This is a genomic window from Sphaerospermopsis sp. FACHB-1194 (genome assembly GCF_014696235.1).
GTDB classification, from domain to species: domain Bacteria; phylum Cyanobacteriota; class Cyanobacteriia; order Cyanobacteriales; family Nostocaceae; genus Sphaerospermopsis; species Sphaerospermopsis kisseleviana.
Genome location: NZ_JACJPU010000002.1, coordinates 191,828 through 213,255, shown reverse-complemented (window position 1 = coordinate 213,255; position 21,428 = coordinate 191,828). Strand labels below are relative to the sequence as shown.

Here is a 21,428-nt window from a genome sequence, read left to right as displayed (position 1 = left end):
AATTGTCAAATTTAAGCAATTAATATAAATCATCAATGCGAGCAAATTTAGCATAACTTTGACTGCGTTTACTTATTTCTTTAATCATATCTATTGCTTCTGAAATCTCTAAATGGTGAGCAAGGTAAGGAATAATATAAAAAAGAGCAAAAGCACTATATTCTTTATCTAATTTACAATATTCTTTCAGTATATCTATTGCCTCTTGATTACCATCTGTAGCATATTTCAGGAATATTAATAATTTTTTCACCTGATCACTCCGATGTTCCCTTAAATCTTTTCTATTAAGTTCAAATATTTCTTCAACAACTTTTCCACGTCCATCTTTTCCATAAATACTAGCTAATTTAGTATTCGCATCCCAATAAAAATCAAGATGTTGATATATATCAGAATTTTCATCCGTAGGATCAATTAATAAGGGAGCATCATCACAATCTAAAGGAAATTTTTCTCCTTTATGTCGCTTATTATTGCAAACTTCACAAGAGTAGAGAAAATTATTCCAGTCAAAAGTTAAATTAACATATTGAGATTTAGGTTTAAAATGCTCAATATGTCCTGTTGAAATCTCAACTTTGCGTTCACAGAAAGCACATTTACCAGCAAACATATCATACAGTGGTTGCTTAACGGGATTTATCCCACTTTTTTTGTCTTTACCTGGATTATATTTATTTTGGGCATTTTCTACTTTTTTCTGTGCTGCTTGAATGTCTTGGGGGTTTGGTTTAGGATTACTTTTGACTTGTTCAAGATTAGTAATTGCTGCTTGTAGTTCTTTTAACCATGTCTGAGATTTTTGTTTCAGAATATTTGGTTCATTTGTTCTTTGTACTGGAATCATTTAAGATTTTCCTCTAAAAACCTATTAATTTTATCGTCTAAACTACCGGGTTCTGGTTTACCTCCTATTGGTTTAAATTCTTTCATAAATTGTCTTAATTCTTCGTATTCTTGTATTTCTTCTACCGTTAAATTATTTCTCTGGCCTGTAAGATAATCATAACGATCAATTTTATCTTGTACATCTGGAGAATGTGTTGAAACCAAACCAAAAGCAGGACTTCTTAAAATATAATCAAAATCATAAGCTGCTATGTTCTTAACTTCCTCTATTTGAACTTCTCCATTGATCATTTTTAGTTTTAGAGTCAGTGCATCATCTCCAGCACCAGCAGTAATAAAAGGACTATGAGTAGCCACAAAAAACTGTATATTAGGAAAAACAGTTCTAAGCTTTTTAGCAATCAACCTTTGCCAAACAGGATGTAAGTGAATATCTAATTCATCTATGAGTACAATACCTGATGCTTCTCTTGGATCTTTATCTTCAAGATGGGAAAATGTTTGCAGTAAACGCCAAATTAAATCTCCAGCTAAAGCAATAATACTACGAAACCCATCTGATAATTGGGTGATAGGAATTAGCTGATTTTCTAATGAAAAAATAATAATTCCATCATTGCTAACCTGATCTATTTTAATATTTCCAGGTAAAAGTTCTAGAATAGCATCTTCCCCTAATCTTCTCATTTCTTTAGATTGAGAATCATCAGGATTTTTAGCAATGCGATAATCTAAAAAAACCATCCATTCTTCAAAAGTGCTTAAACTATCATTTTCATTAAACTGCGTGTTGAAATTAGTTTCACGATTTTTTCTTTTAAGTTCTCCTAATCTTACTGGATATCTTTCAGTACGTGAAAGGCGACGAAATGGACCATAACCAGCAGCGAACCAACCCTGAGAATCTAAAGTAAAAGCATTTGTTCTTAACCATTCAATGGTTTCTGAGTTTTTAGCATTTAGTGTATTTGCTGGATAATTGTCTTTACCAATTCTAGTATTTTTATCACCTATAAAAAAGTAAGAATAATCATAGGAAAATTTATTCCTACCTCTATTTTGCATCATACCTTCATCATCATTATTTTTCTGTATATTTGCTGTTAACTGACCATATTGTGAATCATTTCTTACCCAACTTTGTGGTAACGACATCAATTTCTTTGCTGCATCTGGTCCAGCTAATAGCAAGGCTATTGCTTGCATTAGTGTACTTTTTCCTACTCCATTTTCACCTAATAAAGTAATCCATTTATATGGTTTATTTCTATTTTCAAAGGATATTGTTTGATGTGAAAATCCTTTTATATTTTTGAGTTCAATACTTTTTAGCCACATTATAATGTACCTCTTTGAATCAAAATCAAGTCTAAATTAATTCCAATTTATGCTTGATAATAATTTTATCCTCACTCTCTCAAATAGTATATCCTATTTTTGTGGTTTCATTTATTTCAGGCGGGCAAGATGCCCACCCCACAATTATTAAACAGCTACATTATCAGCTTTTCGCCATTGTCGGAAAAACAGAAATGTTTTTTGGAGCTTCAGAAGAAGTTAAAAAATTCTCTACTAACAATTTTTGGAAAGTACCTACTGACACTTGCCAGTTAGTAATTATTTGCTGCAAATCTTTAAGTTTCTCCGCTGCTGTATTTCCTGATAAAGAATAGTTGAAGTTACCAGAAAATAAAATTGCTGCCGCTACTTTATCAGGAAACTGTACATTTGCTTGGTTAATACTTAAATTTAGTATTCCCCGTTTCAAAGGATAACTTAACTGCAAGGCAGCATTCACTTTTGCACCTTCAAATTCTTGCCATGAACCAGGTGCTAAAAGTTTACCATTAATGTATTGATATGCTTCTGCATCTGAGTTAAAAACTACGAATCCTCTGGGGTTAATTCCTACTCTTTGATACTCAACTTGGGAGAGTTTTTCTACTAACTGATGAGTAATTTTGGGTATTTGAATTTCTGCCTGTTGTTTTGCACCTATGGACTCAACTACTGTAACATTATTGGGCTGGGCTACAATTCCTACACCACTTTTGTAAAAAATCTGCACGACAAAATTGTTAAAAACTGGCTCTCTCGCTAATTCCCAATCTGTGGGAACAATTCCAGTATATTTCAAAAAATCAGGGGTTATGACTGTGGGATTCAGATTTTTAGCAGTGATAGCGATCGCTAATTCTTGAATTTCAAAATTTTTACTCATGTTTAATTTTGTCTATTATTATCGCAGCAGAAATACTGTATCACAAAGTCATAGGTGATAGGTGATGGGTGACAGGTGACAGAAATATATTCCACATCACCAGACTGAATTGAAAATTATGTAAAATTATGAGTAGTAATATTAAGAATTGTAAAACAGGTATTCATGCCTAGTCTATCCCTGAACAAAAACCAAACCCGTGTGATCGTCGTCGGTGCGGGAATAGGTGGACTAACCACCGCAGCATTATTAGCACATAGAGGTTATAGCGTTTTAACCCTAGATCAAGCTTTAGTTCCCGGTGGTTGTGCTTCCACCTTTAAACGTCAGGGTTTTACTTTTGATGTCGGTGCAACTCAAGTTGCAGGGTTAGAACCTGGGGGTATACATCACCGCATTTTCTCAGAATTGAATATAGAATTACCTGAAGCAACTCCTTGTGATCCTGCTTGTGCGGTATTTTTACCAGGAGAAAATACACCTATTAATGTTTGGCGAGATCCGGAAAAATGGCAAGAAGAACGCCAAAAACAATTTCCTGGAAGTGAAGGTTTCTGGCAATTATTAGCGACTTTATTTAATGCAAGTTGGGAATTTCAAGGACGTGATCCGGTGTTACCACCCCGAAATTTCTGGGATATTTTACAGTTAACAAAAGCTGTTCGTCCGAGTACATTTATTACTGCACCTTTTACCTTATTTACTGTTGGGGATGCTTTAAGATTATATGGTTTAGGAAATGATAAAAGACTGCGGACATTTTTAGATTTACAACTAAAATTATATTCCCAAGTGAATGCCGAAGAAACCGCTTTACTTTATGCAGCTACAGCATTGAGTGTATCCCAATCGCCCCAAGGATTATATCATTTACAAGGAAGTATGCAAATATTGAGCGATCGCCTTGTAGAATCTTTAGAAAGAGACAATGGTAAATTATTAATGCGTCACACCGTAGAAAAAATAAATGTAGAAAATGGCAAAGCTAACGGTGTAGTAATTAGAAATCAAAAAACTGGCGAAGTTTGGACAGAAAAAGCAGATCATGTAATTGCTAACGTCACTGTACAAGACTTAGTAAGATTATTAGGAGAAAAAGCACCATCGGGATATAAACATAGAGTAGAAAAATTACCACCTGCTTCCGGTGCTTTTGTCGTTTATATCGGTGTTGATCAAAGTGCTATTCCTGATGATTGTCCGCCCCATCTCCAATTTATGTATGATATTAATGGACCAATTGGGGAAAATAACTCCTTATTTGTATCTGTCAGTCATGAAGGAGATGGACGCGCACCAACAGGAAAAGCGACAATTATTGCATCTTCTTTTGTTGATTTTACCCAATGGTGGAACACAGAAAACTATCAAGAATTAAAAGAAAAATTTACCCAAGATGCAATTTCCAAACTTGCTCAATATTTCTATTTAAAACCAGAAACCATCATTTATGTAGAAGCTGCCACACCTAAAACCTTTGCCCATTATACAGGTAGAGAAAAGGGAATTGTCGGGGGAATTGGGCAAAGAATACCAACATTTGGACCCTTTGGTTTTGCCAATCGTACACCTATTAATAATTTGTGGTTAGTGGGTGACTCAACCCATCCAGGAGAAGGTACAGCAGGGGTAAGTTATTCAGCATTGACAGTAGTTAGGCAAATTCAAGCGCAAGAAAAGCGTTAGAGGCTAAATGAAGATAACAAAATTAAAGTAAACAGAAAATTTTGTTATATTCAAATCTATCACCCGTGAGAAAAAGAAACTATGGTAACAACAGCAACACCCGCAGAAACCAGAGTTTTACTAGAAAACATCTCCTGGCAGACATTTAAAACCATGCTAGTAGAAATGGGTTCAGAACGCGCAAATAGAATTTCTTACCATCAGGGAAATATAGAAATTATGACTCCACAAAAACCTCATGAAAACGCAAATCGGTTAATTGAGGTTTTTGTCGGGGTATTGTGTGAAGAATTTAGTTTAGAAGTTGATCGCGTTGGTTCACTCACATTAACTAGAGATGATTTAGAATATGGTGCAGAACCAGACAGTGGTTATTATATCCAGAATGAATTATTAGTCAGAGGAAAAGAGAATATTGATTTAGCCTTTGATCCACCACCAGACTTAGTGCTAGAAGTGGAATATTCACGACCTAAAATAGATAAATTGAAGCTTTATGCTGCAATGGGAATTTCTGAATTTTGGCGTTACAACGGAACTTCATTAAGAATCTACATTCTGACAAATGGGCAATATTCAGAAACTCAAATCAGCCCCACTTTTGCACCTATCCAAATCACAGAAATTCCTCGATTTATTGCGGAAAGTAAAAAAATTGGACAAATGTCCGCAACTCGCGCTTTTCGTAATTGGGTGAAACTGGCACTAAATGATTGACACTATCCTGCCTAAAGGCGTTCGCACTGTCAACTTCACCAATCACCCATTACCCATTACCCATTACAAACCATCACCAGTTGATGATGGAGATGGTTCAGCTTCAGGTGATGGAGTAGGTAATGACTCCAGCGATGATGTAGGTAATGTTGTAGGTGATGTACGAGGAATGAGGAATTGTCTCCAAGTTCTAATTTGTAGTTGGGCATCTCTGTAAGCAGAACTACCACGAGGAATCAATCTAGCAGTTTCAATACTTCTAGGAATATCAAACTCGCTTTGAGAACGTGCCATTTGTAATATTTGCTGACCCCATTGATCAATAGCCACGTTAACATCCATGCGTAAAATGTTACGGTTGGAAACTCGATCAGCTATGCGGATGGCCTCAGCTAAAGCTTCTGGTGTGCCAGCAATAGCCACTTCTCTGGCTTTTTTCCAGTTTTCTCTCGCCCTAATTTGTTCTTGCCAAGTATCCACTGATGCTTGTGCTTCACTAGCCAGCGCCCTTCCTGATGAAGCGATTTTTTGTGCTTCCCTAATCGCAGTAGTTAAATCACCACTTTCAGCAATAATTCGTGCTTGGTCTAAATAAGGTTGGTCTTGAATACGCTGAATTTTAGCCGTCCAATGGCGGATTTTTTTCCGTGCTTCTGGATATAATGCACGACCAGAGCGAATTTGACTAGCTTCTGCGATCGCAGTTTGCAAGGAAGTAATATCTTCTAACAAAGCTATTTGTTCAGCACGGTCTAAATAAGGTCTGTCTTCAATAGTTTCTACTTGGGACTGCCAGCGATTCATCTCCTGTCTAGCTTCTGAAGCGCGGGGGTTGCTATTGGGAATCATCTGAGCTTCAGAAATGGCTGCTGTTAAATCATTGATTGTACCTTGACTAGCTAGGGTTCGCGCTTTTTCTAAACGAGTCACATCTTCTATTTCTAGTTGCCAGCGGGCAATTAATTCTTGTGCTTTAATATACACTTCCCTAGAAGCATCAATTTGTTGAGCTTGGGAAATGGCGCTCTCTAAACCAGCAACCGTACCTATCCAAGCACTTCTTTGGGCTTCACCCAAAACAATAAAATCATCAATTTCTGATTGTAATTCAGCAATAGGCGGAATTTTTCTAGCAATTTCTAATGCTGTATCCGCATCTTGCCTATCCATGCGAGATTGTGCCAATTGCAGTATCTTGCGCCCAAATTCAGGAATTAATTCCTGAGCTTTTTGATATACGTAACTCTCCGACTTAATCGACTCTACCAGCTTGATAGCTGCTAGAATATCATCCACTGAGGCACGTTTTGCTAAACCTTCAGCTTTGTCAAGTTTATCACCATCTTCCCTTGCTGTGACAATGATGCGATTTAGTTCATCATACTTGGTAGTTGACCAATATTGATTGTTGATGCGGAGCAGTTTAGATGACAGCATAAAAGCTGACTGCCAGCGTCTTTCTCCCAGTTCTTTTAATGTTTCGTCATAGATTTCTTCTGCCTTAGACCAGGTAGACTGCCATTTAGTAATTTGCTCTTCTACAATATTACGAGCTTCTAAGTCTTCAGGAATTTGTCGAGCCGTGGCGATCGCTTCTTCTAAATTCCCGGATTGGAAACTTTCCTCAGCCAGCTTTAAAATATCCCTTGACCATTCCTCCAACAAACCATTAATCTGTCCCCTGAGTGGGTGATTTTCTGGTAAGTCTCTCACCAGTGCGATCGCTTGCAGTAAGTCGTTCACATTCTGCTTAGAAGCAGCCAGGGAAGCACAGTGTAAACGTACAGACGCACTAGCTAAAGGCCAAAATATTTTTGGGCAATTTGGCGCTGATGGAAGTTTTAGCAGCATCGACATTGATATAAACCCGATACCGCTAGGAATCAATGTTAATAAAATTGACCACATCACCCAGCTTTTCATCCAGCTTGGCAATTTTACCCATTTTTTATCAGTATCAAAAGATTCCTTTGAATAGTTTTCTATAGGTAATCCTTCTGAATTGTTATCTTGTTGCTGCGTCACTGATTTAAAGTTAGAACCAGTAGGAGGGACACCAGATGATTGAGTTGTCCCGACTTCTGGAGTTCGGGACAATCTTGTATTAGGATCTGGTTTTCTGGCTCTGGTTGGAGAACAACTGTCTGAAATATCCCGATCTGTCATCTCTCACACCAAAGTAATTGAATAGCAGTTCTGATGAAACTGATTATTCCATTTTTGCCATAGTAACTTTCTTTCTCATCATTAAAAAGCTATTTTTTTCATTTTTTATCTTCCTCCACAAATACCATTTATATGTTTGGGCTTTAGTAGTATTTCACACTTATTCTGAAACAGAAGTTTCCCTTTGTAAATCAACTATTAATTGTGCTAGATTATCACCATTTGCTTGATAAACATTGCCACAAAAATCACAAGTAGCTTCCGCACCATCGTCTTTGAGAATCATATCTTGCAGTTCTGCTGCTCCTAGCATTTTCAAAGCTCCCAACACCCGATCAAAAGAGCAACCACAGTGGAAGCGCAACATTTGACTTTCTGGAAAAATCTTCAGATCCATATCTCCCAGCAAATCATGAAAAATCTCTGTTAACGTCTTCCCAGCTTGCATCAACGGTGTAAACCCTGATAAAGCAGATACTCGTGATTCCAGGGTTGTGACTAAAGCTTCATCTCTAGCAGCTTTAGGCAAAACTTGGATTAATATCCCTCCTGCCGCAGTCACTCCTTCTGCTCCTACAAACACACCCACAACCAAAGCCGAAGGAGTTTGTTCTGAATTTACCAGGTAATGAGCCACATCATCACCAATTTCTCCCGAAACAAGTTCTACTGTACTAGAGTAAGGATATCCATAGCCGATATCTCGAACTACATAGAGATAACCACTACCTACAGCACCCCCCACATCTAACTTACCTTTAGCATTGGGAGGCAATTCTACAGATGGATTTCCTACATAGCCCCTGACTGTCCCATCTAACCCGGCATCTACCAATATACCACCCAAAGGACCATCACCCCTGACCCGGACATTGACCCTAGAGCCTGGACGCTTCATACTAGAAGCCATCAGTAAACCTGCTGACATTGTTCTTCCCAGTGCTGCTGTAGCTACATAGGAAAGCTTATGGCGTACTCGTGCCTCCTCTGTTAAGCGTGTGGTAATCACTCCCACCGCTCGAATACCCCCATCCGCTGCTGTAGCCCGTATTAATTTATCTGCCATGAAAACTTTTACAATTTTTAACAAGATGACTTTATATATTGTAAGTTTTTCAGGGAACAGGGAACAGGTGACAGGTGACAGGTGACAGTAAGAAGGCAAGAGGCAAAAGGCAAAAGGCAACAGTTTATTTTTTCTTCCCAATTACCAATTACCAATTACCAATTACCAATTACCAATCACCATGCTAGGTACTTTTCAACAAAGCCAACTGCGAATTGAAATTGAAGCATCCGCTGATGCTATTCACGATAGTCTATTAATTCCTGCACAACTGGAAAAATGGCTACCAGGTCAAAGTTTTTCTCCGGGAATGCCAGAAAAGTTAACTTCGGGTTTTGATTTTACTACTTCCACTGGACCTGTGAAAATTCATCATCATGTAGATGTAGCGAAAAATAATTGTTTGCGCTTGTTACTTAGTGGTGGAATTGATGGTTTTCATGAGTGGTACTGGGGGGAAGGTTGGGTACAGTCTCGTTTGGAAGGTGTGTCAATTTTACCTTTGAATTTGGGTCAGACTGTATCTTTACTCAAGTTGCGGGAGTTTTTGCGGGGTAAAAAGGGGTAAGAAAGTTTTTTATGTTCACGCAGAGGCGCAGAGTCGCAGAGAGTTAAAGGAGAAGTTTTTTGTGGGGTGAGTCAAACGCTATCTGACTCACTCCGTTAGCAATTACAATTTTGATTATCGGATATAATTAAAAGCGAATAATTTCTTTTTGATGAACTTATTCAAAATACATATCTATTCCATGCGATGCGATCGCTCTTGGTTTTTAGATAAGTTTCAGTTATTTAAAACTAAAAATAGTTTAGTATTTTATAACTTTCAAAATTTCTTCCTTTATATTTTTTTAATAATTAATTGAGAATTATTTTTATTTACTAACGGTATTGCAATACTTTTAGCGATCTGCTATGATTTAGAAGAAATTGTAATTTGCATTATTGTGCCTATTTTTAAGACGGCGTTTACAACAGCAGATTGAAAGTCTTTACCCAGTAACTATTTCAGAACTCTCATAACTGAATATCTGCAAAAAATCTGAGCAAATCATCAAGGTTTCCTGACAAGAGAATTGAGAATTTTTGATGTTGTTATTTGCTGGTTATAATTTTGGGTATTGACAAAAAAATATTTTGTGATATCTGAGCTGTTTAAGGAGGATGAAAAGATTTATTTTATGTAGCTTGAATATCATCTACTTGATATCATTTTAATTATTAGCCCAGAGGCTAATTTCTGGGCTAGTGAAATTCATATTTTATTCAAGTAAAGCCTTTCTTTGAGTATATTCTTCCTCATTAATTAAACCACGTTCCAGAGCAATTTTGAGACTATACAATTTCTCAAAATTATTGACTCTTTTATTTAATTTCACTTGAGCAATTTCAAATTCCTCTTCATCCATAACTCCTAAAGATTTAAGTTCCTCTAACTTTTTCAACTCTGTTTCTACTTCTTTCTTTGTTCTCAATAAAGCATCAGCTTTGTCTTGTTCAGCTTGTTTAGCTTTTACTTCTTTGATTTTTTCTAAAATCTCGGATTTCTCAGCATCTAATTTTTGAATCGGATGGAATAATTTTCCTACAGCATCTTTACTAATTGATTCAGATTTACGCAGATTATCCGCCACTAACTGACCTAATAAAGTATACTGTTTTTCAAGTTTAATGTCTATTTCCTTGATTTGAGTTTCTAATTTGTTAATTTCGCTTTGTCTCTGAGAATCAACTGAGCTTTTAGTCGAAGCTTCTGCTATTCCTTCACTAAAAGTTTGAGTAAAAGTTTTAAAAAATCCTGTCATGATTCGAGTCTCCTGGTAATTTAATGTGGTAAATGTATACTAGATTGATTCCAGAATCTTTTGTTTCTGAAGTTTAAATTCTTCTTCGGAAATTTCATTTGCTTCATATCTTTCCTTTAATTCTTTAAGCAATGCAACTGCTTTAGTATCGGTCTTATAACTTAAAGAGGATTGATTAGAAGCATCCAAATTAGAAATGGGTGATGATGTGGTTTTTCCTCCTTGTCTCTGACGTGCTGACTTGACAGCAATTACTTGTTCTGCTGTAATTGCACTTACACCTAAAAGAGAAATAAAACTGCTAGGATTTTCTTCACTGTTAGATGAACCGATATTAACTAAAACACCCAAAACAATGGTATAACCCAAGATTTTCAGTGGGTTAATTGCTCTATTTAAGTAGATTAATCCAGCAGGAAAAAAGATAAAACTTAAAATTCCTGCTACAATTTCATTTTTTTGAGCTAATTCACTACTGCGATTTATATCTCTTTGGGTAGGGATAAAAGGATTCCAAAGAGATATATTTTCCTTGTTCATACAATTAATAAACCGGGATTACATGAGATTCAAACGATTAGGCAAATTTAAGGATTTGTCAAATAGGAAGATCATTAGACATATCCACTAGATTTGCGTAGAATAAACTTTCTATAAGTCACATAGAACTGATTTACATCTCGCTGTTGAAACTATTTATTTGTTTATTCAAACTCTGGGACAATTCACTACGCTGTTTTAATTATAACAAACGCTTAAATAACAAAAATCTCAAAATATCTTATTTTATCTTGAATTTTTTTATAAAAATTTAAATCAAATTGTCATAAAATGTTATATTTTATCCGAAAAAGCTTGCTAAAATAAATTAGGTGCTAATACTGTTGATCTTTGTTTATTTTATGGATATAGCGGAAGTTTTACAAATTGCTGATAATTTGGTGTTTGCGGAAACGGGAAAGCATTTAGATGATCTTCAAGAAACCGTCATCAAGGGAGTATGGGAGGGTAAAAGCTATGATAAAATCGCTGAAAATTCCCATTGCAGTGAAAGTTATATTAGAAATATCGGTTACAAACTGTGGAGAATCTTTTCTCAACATTTAGATCAGGATATTCATAAAAGTAATTTCCGTTCTACTTTATCTCGATTAAAGTTAACATCTTCACCAATTGTTATTCAACAGAATAAAAATATTAGTTTTAATTTTTGTCCTTCATATCCTCAACTTAACGCAAATAAACAGTCAAATCATGATCAACAATCATGTAAATATGATTTACAATCATCTCCGCAAATTATGTGTTTTTATGGAAGAGAGGAAGAATTAGAAACTTTATATAATTGGATCTTAAATCAAAACTCTCGTCTTGTTTCAGTATTAGGATTAGGTGGAATTGGTAAAACTACTTTAGTCAAAAGATTTATTGATTTCAACTTAGAAAAATTTGAAGTAATTATTTGGAAAAGTTTAAAATTTCCTAAATCTCTAGATTTATTGATTGACGACTGCTTAAATATTCTTGAGAAAGAAAGTCCAAAAAGTACAGATGATAAATTAAGAAAATTCTTAGATGTTCTCAATGATAAAAAATGTTTAATTGTTATTGATGATGTGGAAAATATATTTGCTAGTGGTAAATATGCTGGAATTTATCTAGATGAATATAAAAATTATCAAAATCTTTTCACTATGATCGCAGAAATTAAGCATCAAAGTAGTTTAATCTTAATCAGTCGTGAAAAATGTCCTGAAATGGAATTTTCAGATTCCAAATTATCTGCAATTAAATATTTAGAATTGTTTGGTTTAAAGAATGTCGAAGTTTTTAAAAACCAAGGTTTACAAGATGAGGATAGCTGGTTTAATTTAATTAATTTATATGAAGGTAATCCACTTTATTTAAAAGATATTGCTGTTTTAATACAAGATATTTTTGCAGGTTACGTGACTGAGTTTCTCGGTGACAATAACTTAGTTATTACTAAAAATATGCAAGTTTCATTCCATCAAATATTTAACAGATTATCACCCATAGAACAGCAAATAGTATTAGAATTAAGTAAATCTCATCAACCTGTATCTAGGGAAGATGTCAGACAAGGTTTAAACCTATCATCAAACTTATCGTCAATGGAATTGATTAACGGTCTACAATCTTTAAAACAAAGGTATTTACTGACAACAATTGTACAGGAGAAAGTTTTGTTTCAATTATCTTCTGTGTTTAAAGAATATTTGAGAATAATATAAAAATCCAAAATCAAGTACAGCTTAACATATCAAAAAATGGGTGAACCCGAAAACAGCAACACCAATTTTAACGCAGCTATCCAAATGTAAGAAGAAATGGAAGCACCCAAACAAGTTGAGAAAGTGGAAAAAGCGAAAGGATGAAATATTGATCCACAAAATGTAGGGATTTAGGCTAAATCCCTACTACATTCTTAATTATGAATTATGAATAACTACAAATTACTTCCCCGGTTTCACCACCAACACTGAACAATGCGCTTCTTCCATTACCTGAGTGCTAACAGAACCCTGAACAATTCTATTCATCCCCGTTAACCCGCGACTACCAATAACCACCAGATCAGCTTTGTAAATATTGGCCAGTCTAATAATTTCCTCCGCAGGTTCACCAGTTACTAATTCTAACTCGCTTTGAACTGGTAATTTTTCCTGGTAGGATTGCAACTGCTTTTCTATCTGGAAATAAGACAACTTTGGTGAGTCTGGATGAGGACGATCAGCGGGTAATTCTATTTCTGCCTCTGGTGCGGGAAATACATGACAAAGAACAACTTTGGTGTTTGCGGACAGCACCAAATCACCTAAAGTTTCAATTACTCGTTCCGCAATTTCCGAACCATCCAGAGCTACTAAAATAGTTTTTAACACCGCTTTTGTCTCCTCAAAAGTAGACCCCTTAAATTGTCACATTAAGAATTTTCTTGGTTTGAACACCAACAATTTTCTTAATTTGACACTCTGCGGTCTAAAGACACGCAGATTCTTTAAGACTTGCTCAAAAGGGATAGTCAATTATCCCCCTACGCGCTCAAAACAACTACCAGTACGACAGGTATTGCAATTGCGCTTACTTTTATGTTTTTTTGCTTTCCGAGTCCATCAAATTTTGGCGGTATTACACTCCATATTTGCCTTTGCTTGTTTACCCAGGCTGCGGTCAAATGCCGAGACGAGATAAATCAGGGGTTTCTCCTTATCAAAATACTTCTTCGTGTAGATGGTTGTTCCTACTCGCAGTCCAATCGTATCATATTCGCGGCGAATAAATTCGCCGTTGGCACTTCCTCCACTGTAAGACAGCCAAGTGGCTTCCGTGCCTTTGAGCGATTTTCTTGTGAACTTTAGTTTGCTAAAATTACAAACTTTCTATTTTTAATTATGGAGTAGCTGCCGTCAACCGCACTCAGTAAAAAAATAAGCGTTCTCAATTACTCTTCTTCCTGTACTCGCCTTCGTACTGAATCAGCATGGGAAGGCAAACCTTCCGCTTTCGCTAAAGTCTCAATTGCACCGGCGACTTTCTCCAGTGCGGTTGGTGAGTATTGGATAATACTAGAGTGTTTAAGAAAAGTTTCTACACCCAAGGCAGAAGCATAACGAGCAGCACCGGAAGTAGGTAAGGTATGGTTTGGACCTGCTAAATAGTCACCTACAGCTTCTGGTGTGGAATTACCCAGGAAAATAGCCCCGGCATGACGAATGTGAGAAATTAAAGTCCAAGGATCTTCAACTTCCAATTCTAGATGTTCAGGTGCAAATTCATTGGAAAATTCTGCCGCTGCTTCTAAAGATTCGACAACAACAATTAACCCATAGTGAGCGATCGCTTTTTCTGTATCTATCCGTCTGGGATGATCTACCAGTTGTCTATCTACTGCTGCCTGGACTTTTTTCGCTAAACCCGCATCTGTGGTTAACAAAATCGCCGCCGCCATTGGATCATGTTCTGCCTGAGCTAACATATCCGCAGCAACATGGGCAGGATTAGCCGTTTCATCGGCAATAATTAGCACTTCGCTCGGTCCTGCTAAGGAATCAATGCCCACAGTGCCGTAAACTAGTTTTTTGGCCAAGGTGACATAAATGTTACCTGGTCCGCTAATGACATTCACTTTAGGAATTGTTTCCGTACCGTAGGCTAAAGCAGCGATCGCTTGAGCGCCACCAATCCGATAAATTTCTTCTACTCCAGCTTCTTGGGCAGCCACCAAGACTGCTGGATTGATTCCTTTACCTGCTCCTGGTGGTGTTACCATCACTATACGCGGTACACCTGCTACTTTAGCTGGTATCGCATTCATTAGCACTGTACTGGGGTAAGAAGCTCTACCTCCAGGGACGTATAAACCTGCCCGATCTACAGGAGTATAGCGTTTACCCAGTACCACTTCATCATCGCCAAAGTGTACCCAGCTTTTTGGTACTCGCTGACGGTGAAACGCTTCAATTTGGCGACAAGCCCGCTGAATAGCTGCCAACAAATCTTTTGATACCTGTTGGTAAGCTGCATCCAGTTCTGAACCTGTCACCCTCAGTTCTTCTGGTTGCAAGGTTTGATGGTCAAATTCGGCAGTGTAGTGCAGTACAGCTTTGTCGCCTTGGCGCTTGACTGCTTGCAACACTTCACGTACCGTTGCTTCTTTGTGAAGCACCTGTTCATCGTGAGTACGATCGCAGATACGTTGTAGTTCGGATATAACGTCTGCCTGCTGAGTAATAATTCGCAGCATGGAGTAGTAAGGACAATGCCAAAATTAGAATTTTCCTGTTTGATCATTAGTCTGGCTTTTTACCCTGAGGATATCAAGCTTTTCCTAACTCTCTTCTCTAGCTTAACCTGCATTCTTTTGATACTCCCAGGATGGCTACAGATATTTTACTTGCATAATAAGAATTTAATGATTTTATACTCACTAAAAAGCAGGTTAGATGCTGGGAGTAGTTGCGTTGGCAATTTAATTTATTTATAGGTAACTTATTCTAACCTATTTCCCCGTCATGAATATACATCCAGGCCTATTATTTTCCTACTCGGAGGCAGGAGGCAGGAGTCAGGAGGCAGGAGTCCGTTTTTATCAGGTTGATTTATACCCGCTACCAAAACTTTTGCCCTTCAAAAGCGTTAGCATAGCGGGACGAAGTGCGGTTTGAGATCCGATTGTTTCGATAAATGAGACGGCAGCGTAAGTGGCCAGTTATGGTTTTAAAGGTTAGAAAATGGGAATTACCAGAAGCTAAGCAGATATAGATACAAAAATCCCATATATTTCACTGGAAATTGATTGTTTATCCTGACTCCTGACTCCTGACTCCTGAACTTCTGCCTCCTGCCTCCTGCCTTCTGCCCCCTGCCTCCTGCCCTAACATCCCACCGGAAAATTTTTCTGTGAAATTATAACATTGGCAAATTTTGTGCTATATTAGTAAGTCTAGTAGTGTGTGTACATATTAATTAATAGTTTTTTTGGAACTGACTGTGGCGAATACAAAATCAGCACTTAAACGCGCCCAAATCGCAGAACGCAACCGACTGCGTAACAAAGCATATAAATCAGCAGTAAAGACGCTGATGAAGAAATATTTGGCTGCGGTGGAAGCCTATGCAGCTAATCCTACTCCTGAATCAAAACAGGTAGTAGATACTCGGATGTCAGAGGCTTACAGCAAAATTGACAAAGCTGTCAAGCGTGGTGTGCTGCATCCCAACAACGGAGCTAGAAAAAAATCAAGGTTAGCACAAAAACTCAAACCACTGACACAAACAGCATAGAAGTCATTAGTCATCAGTCATTAGTCATTAGTCATGAACTAAGAGATTAATGACTTAACCAAACCCCATCAATGGTTTCTGACTCCATCATGCAATTAATAGACACCCACGTACATCTGAACTTTGACCTTTTTCAACCAGATTTAGCAGCAGTGCGATCGCGTTGGCAACAAGCCGGAGTAGTGCGTTTAGTCCATTCCTGTGTTCACCCAGAAGAGTTTGCCAGCATTCAAGCATTGGCACATGAATTTCCTGAAATCAGCTTTGCAGTGGGTTTACATCCTTTAGATGCACATAAATGGCAGGATCAGACAGCAGAGAAAATCAAAACTCTAGCCAGTGCTGATCCTCAAGTAGTAGCGATTGGGGAAATGGGGCTGGATTTTTACAAGGCCAATAACCAGGAACAACAGTACAAGGTATTTGAGGCACAATTAGCGATCGCCGCAGAACTGAACTTACCAGTGATCATCCATTGTCGGGATGCCGCACCACAGGTCAGAGAAATACTGCAAAAATGGCGGGAAACACAAGGGGAAAAAGTACGGGGAGTAATGCACTGTTGGGGAGGAACACCAGAAGAAACTCAATGGTTTCTGGATTTGGGCTTTTACATCAGTTTCAGTGGCACTGTCACCTTTAAAAGCGCGAAAACAATCCAAGCATCAGCGGCCATGGTGAGTAGCGATCGCTTGCTCATAGAAACAGATTGTCCATTTCTAGCACCCACACCCAAAAGAGGCGAAAAACGCAACGAACCAGCTTATGTAGGTTATGTAGCTGAACAAATAGCCAAAATTAGGGGAGAAACAGTAGAGGCGATCGCCCATCAAACCACTGCAAATGCTTGTAGGTTATTCGGACTGTCAATAACATAAAATTAGCTATCAGTCAGTCGCCAAAATTCAGAAAAACTGAAAACTGATAAAAAACCAAAATTCAGACTTTCGGAGGACAAAACTGTGCTAATATTATTCCCTCAAAAACATTTTACTTGCGTCATAATGATAAATGATAAAGGAAGGGAATTTTTAACTAGCTGCTGAAAATTACTGTTAAATGCTAGGTATAAAATATATCTAGTCGATTACATGGTGGTGAATGTTGATCAACACAAAATTCAAGGACATCTAAGAAATATCTCTACAAGCAGATGCTCTCAATAAATAACAAACCCTGGAAGCCTAGTTTGATATGGAATTGTACACAGCAGCGGATTTTTGTGTATTGAAATATAGAAAATTATTAAATTTTTAGACTTAAAAGCCTTGTGACAAAAAAACAGCAAAAGAAATCCATCCTGATTCCCAGCCAACACTCGCGGATTCTTCATTGTTTTTGGGTTCTTACTGTGAGTATAGATGAGGTCCCTAAAAGATACAACAGTATGGATGCGGAATTAATGAACAGGCTGTGTGAAAGAACTGGAGAGAGAAAAACCAAGAAAAATCAGCAAGATATAGACCATCTAATCTTGTTTCAAGATTTAGCACACAGACTTTTTCCATCCTTACTGATACTCAGAGGCGCTTAACCACTTGTCAAAAACACCAATTACAGATTTAATGACTGCAAAACAGTAAAGAGTTGGCAGCGTCAGGAGAAGTTACTCAACAACTTGCTCCCCACAAAGTGAGAGTCGGAACACCACAGCAGGGTTTCCCTGCTCGATCCAAGCGAAAGTTTAACCAGGTTGACAAAGGTAGAGGCATGACAAACGAAACATACATGGAACCAGCCTTTCTGTTGCCAGACTTGATTGAAATCCAGCGTTCAAGCTTTCGCTGGTTTTTAGAAGAAGGGCTAATAGAAGAGTTGAACTCATTTAGTCCGATTACAGACTACACAGGAAAACTAGAACTGCACTTTATCGGACAGAACTATAAACTCAAAGAGCCTAAGTATAGCGTTGAAGAATCCAAACGTCGGGACAGCACCTATGCAGTACAAATGTATGTCCCTACCAGACTGTTAAACAAAGAAACAGGTGATATTAAAGAACAAGAAGTATTTATAGGTGATTTGCCCTTAATGACAGATCGGGGAACGTTTATTATTAACGGAGCCGAACGGGTTATAGTCAACCAAATCGTGCGATCGCCAGGAGTTTATTACAAATCAGAAATTGACAAAAACGGGAGAAGAACCTATTCTGCCAGTTTAATCCCCAACCGGGGGGCATGGCTAAAATTTGAAACAGACCGTAACGATTTAGTGTGGGTACGCATCGACAAAACCCGCAAACTATCAGCACAGGTACTGCTCAAAGCATTAGGATTATCAGACAACGAAATCTTTGATGCCCTACGCCACCCAGAATACTTCCAAAAAACCATAGAAAAAGAAGGGCAGTTTTCCGAAGAAGAAGCCCTGATGGAGTTATACCGCAAACTACGTCCCGGTGAACCACCCACAGTCTTAGGAGGACAACAACTCTTAGACTCCCGCTTCTTCGACCCCAAACGTTACGACTTAGGCAGAGTTGGTAGATACAAACTCAACAAAAAACTTCGCCTTTCCGTACCCGACACCATGCGCGTCCTCACTCCTGGGGATATCCTAGCCGCAGTCGATTACCTGATCAACCTAGAATACGACATTGGTAGTATTGACGACATTGATCACCTTGGAAATCGCCGAGTTAGAAGCGTAGGTGAACTCTTGCAAAACCAAGTCAGAGTAGGATTGAACCGTTTAGAGCGCATCATTCGGGAACGGATGACCGTATCAGATGCTGAAGTTTTAACACCAGCATCCCTAGTTAACCCCAAACCCTTAGTAGCAGCAATCAAAGAATTCTTTGGTTCTAGCCAACTGAGTCAGTTCATGGATCAAACCAACCCCCTAGCGGAACTGACCCATAAACGCCGACTCAGTGCTTTAGGTCCTGGTGGTTTAACCAGAGAAAGAGCCGGCTTTGCTGTACGGGATATTCACCCTAGCCACTATGGACGTATCTGCCCCATCGAAACCCCAGAAGGACCAAACGCAGGGTTAATTGGTTCATTGGCTACCCATGCCCGTGTTAACCAATATGGATTCTTAGAAACACCATTTAGACCAGTAGAAAACGGACGAGTGTGCTATGAAAAAGCCGCCGTCTACATGACAGCAGACGAAGAAGACGATCTACGGGTAGCACCAGGAGACATTCCCGTTGATGAAAATGGCCACATCATTGGACCCCAAGTACCGGTACGCTATCGCCAAGAATTTTCCACCACCACACCAGAACAAGTAGACTACGTAGCAGTTTCCCCAGTGCAGATTGTTTCCGTAGCAACCAGCATGATTCCTTTCTTGGAACACGACGACGCGAACCGGGCATTGATGGGTTCTAATATGCAACGGCAAGCAGTACCTTTACTGAAACCAGAGCGTCCTTTGGTGGGAACAGGTTTAGAAGCTCAAGCTGCTAGAGACTCTGGAATGGTAATTGTTTCTCGCACCGATGGCGATGTAGTGTATGCAGATGCTAACGAAATTCGCGTCAGAGTCCGAGAGAGAACAGGTGACAGGTTACAGGTGACAGGTGACAGCGAAGAAACTTCCTCTTTCCCAGTTTCTAAACCCCAGGAAATTAAATATGTCCTGTCTAAATATCAACGTTCTAACCAAGATACCTGTTTAAACCAAAAACCCCTGGTTCGCATTGGCGAGAAAGTGGTAGCCGGACAGGTGTTGGCAGATGGTTCTTCTACAGAAGGGGGAGAACTAGCACTAGGACAAAACATTGTTGTTGCTTATATGCCTTGGGAGGGCTATAACTACGAAGACGCAATTTTGATTTCTGAACGGTTGGTACAGGATGATGTTTACACCTCTATTCACATTGAAAAATATGAAATTGAGGCCAGACAAACTAAACTTGGACCAGAGGAAATTACCAGAGAAATTCCCAACGTGGGGGAAGATGCTCTCAGGCAATTAGATGAACAGGGAATTATTAGAATTGGCGCTTGGGTAGAATCTGGTGACATTCTAGTGGGAAAAGTGACTCCTAAAGGTGAATCGGACCAACCACCAGAAGAAAAACTGCTACGGGCGATATTTGGTGAAAAAGCCCGTGATGTACGCGATAACTCCCTGAGAGTTCCCAATGGAGAAAAAGGGCGGGTGGTAGATGTGCGTTTATTCACCAGAGAACAAGGTGATGAATTGCCACCAGGGGCAAATATGGTAGTGCGGGTGTATGTAGCACAAAAACGCAAAATCCAAGTTGGGGACAAAATGGCAGGAAGACATGGGAATAAGGGGATTATTTCCCGCATCCTGCCAGCAGAAGATATGCCTTACTTGCCCGATGGTTCACCGGTGGATATTGTGCTGAACCCTTTGGGTGTACCTAGCCGGATGAATGTGGGGCAGGTGTTTGAATGTTTGTTAGGTTGGGCTGGTCAAAACTTGGGAGTGCGGTTTAAGATTACTCCTTTTGATGAAATGTATGGGGAAGAATCTTCTCGCCGCATTGTCCACGGCAAGTTGCAAGAAGCCAGAGATGAAACAGGGAAAACTTGGGTATATAACCCTAATGACTCTGGGAAAATTATGGTTTATGACGGACGCACTGGCGAACCTTTTGACCGTCCGGTAACGGTGGGTGTAGCTTATATGCTCAAGTTAGTGCATTTGGTGGATGATAAAATTCACGCCCGGTCTACTGGTCCTTATTCTCTCGTTACTCAACAGCCTTTGGGTGGAAAAGCTCAACAAGGTGGGCAAAGATTTGGAGAAATGGAAGTGTGGGCTTTAGAGGCTTTTGGCGCTGCTTATACTTTGCAGGAATTGTTAACAGTGAAATCTGATGATATGCAAGGTAGAAATGAGGCACTTAACGCCATTGTTAAGGGTAAAGCTATTCCCCGTCCAGGTACTCCTGAATCTTTCAAAGTGTTAATGCGAGAATTGCAATCTTTGGGTTTGGATATTGCTGTGCATAAGGTAGAAACCCAAGCAGATGGTAGTTCTTTGGATGTGGAAGTTGATTTAATGGCGGATCAAGGTTCTCGCCGTACTCCTCCCCGTCCTACCTATGAGTCACTTTCCCGTGAGTCTTTGGAAGAGGAAGAATAACAATTGTTGGCGATGAATTGGATAATTAACAATT

At 38.6% G+C, this 21,428-nt stretch carries 16 protein-coding genes; 7 read left to right on the top strand and 9 right to left on the bottom strand.

The features are described from left to right. Nucleotides 1–19: 19 nt before the first annotated feature. From H6F45_RS02265 to H6F45_RS02255, 3 genes are all read right to left on the bottom strand, one after another. On the bottom strand, nucleotides 20–850 hold the full coding sequence (locus H6F45_RS02265; protein WP_096566796.1) for a retron system putative HNH endonuclease: 831 nt from the start codon (nucleotides 848–850) through the stop codon (nucleotides 20–22). Then, on the bottom strand, nucleotides 847–2,190 hold the full coding sequence (locus H6F45_RS02260; RefSeq protein ID WP_190346349.1) for an AAA family ATPase: 1,344 nt from the start codon (nucleotides 2,188–2,190) through the stop codon (nucleotides 847–849). The genes H6F45_RS02265 and H6F45_RS02260 overlap by 4 nt, the downstream gene beginning before the upstream one ends. 163 nt (nucleotides 2,191–2,353) lie before the next feature. After that, entirely contained in the window at nucleotides 2,354–3,073 is a 720-nt protein-coding gene (locus H6F45_RS02255) for a hypothetical protein (RefSeq protein ID WP_190346348.1), read from the bottom strand. Between the two features lie 165 nt (nucleotides 3,074–3,238). Between H6F45_RS02255 and crtD the strand changes: the two genes are divergently transcribed. Further along, on the top strand, nucleotides 3,239–4,759 hold the full coding sequence (gene crtD, locus H6F45_RS02250; RefSeq protein ID WP_190346347.1) for a C-3',4' desaturase CrtD: 1,521 nt from the start codon (nucleotides 3,239–3,241) through the stop codon (nucleotides 4,757–4,759). Nucleotides 4,760–4,840: 81 nt separating this feature from the next. Beyond that, entirely contained in the window at nucleotides 4,841–5,476 is a 636-nt protein-coding gene (locus tag H6F45_RS02245) for a Uma2 family endonuclease (RefSeq protein WP_190346346.1), read from the top strand. A gap of 63 nt (nucleotides 5,477–5,539) precedes the next feature. On the opposite strand, the gene H6F45_RS02240 is transcribed toward H6F45_RS02245, so the two are convergent. Then, on the bottom strand, nucleotides 5,540–7,642 hold the full coding sequence (locus tag H6F45_RS02240; protein WP_190346345.1) for a chromosome segregation ATPase: 2,103 nt from the start codon (nucleotides 7,640–7,642) through the stop codon (nucleotides 5,540–5,542). Nucleotides 7,643–7,802: 160 nt separating this feature from the next. After that, a complete protein-coding gene (gene hslO, locus H6F45_RS02235) occupies nucleotides 7,803–8,708 on the bottom strand; it encodes an Hsp33 family molecular chaperone HslO (protein WP_096566784.1) in 906 nt (301 codons plus the stop codon). Nucleotides 8,709–8,889: 181 nt separating this feature from the next. Between hslO and H6F45_RS02230 the strand changes: the two genes are divergently transcribed. Continuing rightward, a complete protein-coding gene (locus tag H6F45_RS02230; RefSeq protein WP_096572615.1) occupies nucleotides 8,890–9,276 on the top strand; it encodes a hypothetical protein in 387 nt (128 codons plus the stop codon). 694 nt (nucleotides 9,277–9,970) lie between these two features. Here the strand turns inward: H6F45_RS02230 and H6F45_RS02225 are convergent. Both H6F45_RS02225 and H6F45_RS02220 read right to left on the bottom strand, forming a co-directional pair. Then, nucleotides 9,971–10,513: an SHOCT domain-containing protein gene (locus H6F45_RS02225; protein WP_096566782.1), complete on the bottom strand. Its 543-nt coding sequence runs from the start codon at nucleotides 10,511–10,513 to the stop codon at nucleotides 9,971–9,973. A 39-nt stretch (nucleotides 10,514–10,552) separates the two neighbouring features. Then, entirely contained in the window at nucleotides 10,553–11,053 is a 501-nt protein-coding gene (locus H6F45_RS02220; protein ID WP_096566780.1) for an SHOCT domain-containing protein, read from the bottom strand. Between the two features lie 344 nt (nucleotides 11,054–11,397). Here H6F45_RS02220 and H6F45_RS02215 point away from each other — a divergent pair, with 344 nt between their 5' ends. Beyond that, nucleotides 11,398–12,768 (top strand): NB-ARC domain-containing protein, encoded by a 1,371-nt coding sequence (locus H6F45_RS02215; RefSeq protein WP_242052545.1) that lies wholly within the window; start codon nucleotides 11,398–11,400, stop codon nucleotides 12,766–12,768. Nucleotides 12,769–12,990: 222 nt separating this feature from the next. On the opposite strand, the gene H6F45_RS02210 is transcribed toward H6F45_RS02215, so the two are convergent. Together H6F45_RS02210 and hisD are read right to left on the bottom strand one after the other, a co-directional pair. Further along, on the bottom strand, nucleotides 12,991–13,419 hold the full coding sequence (locus tag H6F45_RS02210) for a universal stress protein (protein WP_137666252.1): 429 nt from the start codon (nucleotides 13,417–13,419) through the stop codon (nucleotides 12,991–12,993). Nucleotides 13,420–13,979: 560 nt separating this feature from the next. Then, nucleotides 13,980–15,281 carry a histidinol dehydrogenase gene (gene hisD, locus H6F45_RS02205; RefSeq protein WP_190346344.1) on the bottom strand — a complete coding sequence of 434 codons (1,302 nt, stop codon included), beginning with the start codon at nucleotides 15,279–15,281 and terminating at the stop codon, nucleotides 13,980–13,982. 746 nt (nucleotides 15,282–16,027) lie between these two features. Between hisD and rpsT the strand changes: the two genes are divergently transcribed. From rpsT to rpoB, 3 genes are all read left to right on the top strand, one after another. Then, nucleotides 16,028–16,321 carry a 30S ribosomal protein S20 gene (gene rpsT, locus H6F45_RS02200; protein WP_096566773.1) on the top strand — a complete coding sequence of 98 codons (294 nt, stop codon included), beginning with the start codon at nucleotides 16,028–16,030 and terminating at the stop codon, nucleotides 16,319–16,321. Between the two features lie 89 nt (nucleotides 16,322–16,410). Further along, nucleotides 16,411–17,199: a TatD family hydrolase gene (locus H6F45_RS02195; protein ID WP_190346362.1), complete on the top strand. Its 789-nt coding sequence runs from the start codon at nucleotides 16,411–16,413 to the stop codon at nucleotides 17,197–17,199. A gap of 832 nt (nucleotides 17,200–18,031) precedes the next feature. Further along, a complete protein-coding gene (gene rpoB / locus H6F45_RS02190) occupies nucleotides 18,032–21,394 on the top strand; it encodes a DNA-directed RNA polymerase subunit beta (RefSeq protein WP_137666251.1) in 3,363 nt (1,120 codons plus the stop codon). The last annotated feature ends 34 nt before the right edge of the window (nucleotides 21,395–21,428 follow it).

What these genes read in the sequence shown, in the direction of transcription:
- H6F45_RS02265 (WP_096566796.1), bottom strand. Translation starts at nt 850, where the DNA reads ATGATTCCAGTACAAAGAACAAATGAACCAAATATTCTGAAACAAAAA.
- H6F45_RS02260 (WP_190346349.1), bottom strand. Translation starts at nt 2,190, where the DNA reads ATGTGGCTAAAAAGTATTGAACTCAAAAATATAAAAGGATTTTCACAT.
- H6F45_RS02255 (WP_190346348.1), bottom strand. Translation starts at nt 3,073, where the DNA reads ATGAGTAAAAATTTTGAAATTCAAGAATTAGCGATCGCTATCACTGCT.
- crtD (WP_190346347.1), top strand. Translation starts at nt 3,239, where the DNA reads ATGCCTAGTCTATCCCTGAACAAAAACCAAACCCGTGTGATCGTCGTC.
- H6F45_RS02245 (WP_190346346.1), top strand. Translation starts at nt 4,841, where the DNA reads ATGGTAACAACAGCAACACCCGCAGAAACCAGAGTTTTACTAGAAAAC.
- H6F45_RS02240 (WP_190346345.1), bottom strand. Translation starts at nt 7,642, where the DNA reads ATGACAGATCGGGATATTTCAGACAGTTGTTCTCCAACCAGAGCCAGA.
- hslO (WP_096566784.1), bottom strand. Translation starts at nt 8,708, where the DNA reads ATGGCAGATAAATTAATACGGGCTACAGCAGCGGATGGGGGTATTCGA.
- H6F45_RS02230 (WP_096572615.1), top strand. Translation starts at nt 8,890, where the DNA reads ATGCTAGGTACTTTTCAACAAAGCCAACTGCGAATTGAAATTGAAGCA.
- H6F45_RS02225 (WP_096566782.1), bottom strand. Translation starts at nt 10,513, where the DNA reads ATGACAGGATTTTTTAAAACTTTTACTCAAACTTTTAGTGAAGGAATA.
- H6F45_RS02220 (WP_096566780.1), bottom strand. Translation starts at nt 11,053, where the DNA reads ATGAACAAGGAAAATATATCTCTTTGGAATCCTTTTATCCCTACCCAA.
- hisD (WP_190346344.1), bottom strand. Translation starts at nt 15,281, where the DNA reads ATGCTGCGAATTATTACTCAGCAGGCAGACGTTATATCCGAACTACAA.
- H6F45_RS02195 (WP_190346362.1), top strand. Translation starts at nt 16,411, where the DNA reads ATGCAATTAATAGACACCCACGTACATCTGAACTTTGACCTTTTTCAA.
- rpoB (WP_137666251.1), top strand. Translation starts at nt 18,032, where the DNA reads ATGACAAACGAAACATACATGGAACCAGCCTTTCTGTTGCCAGACTTG.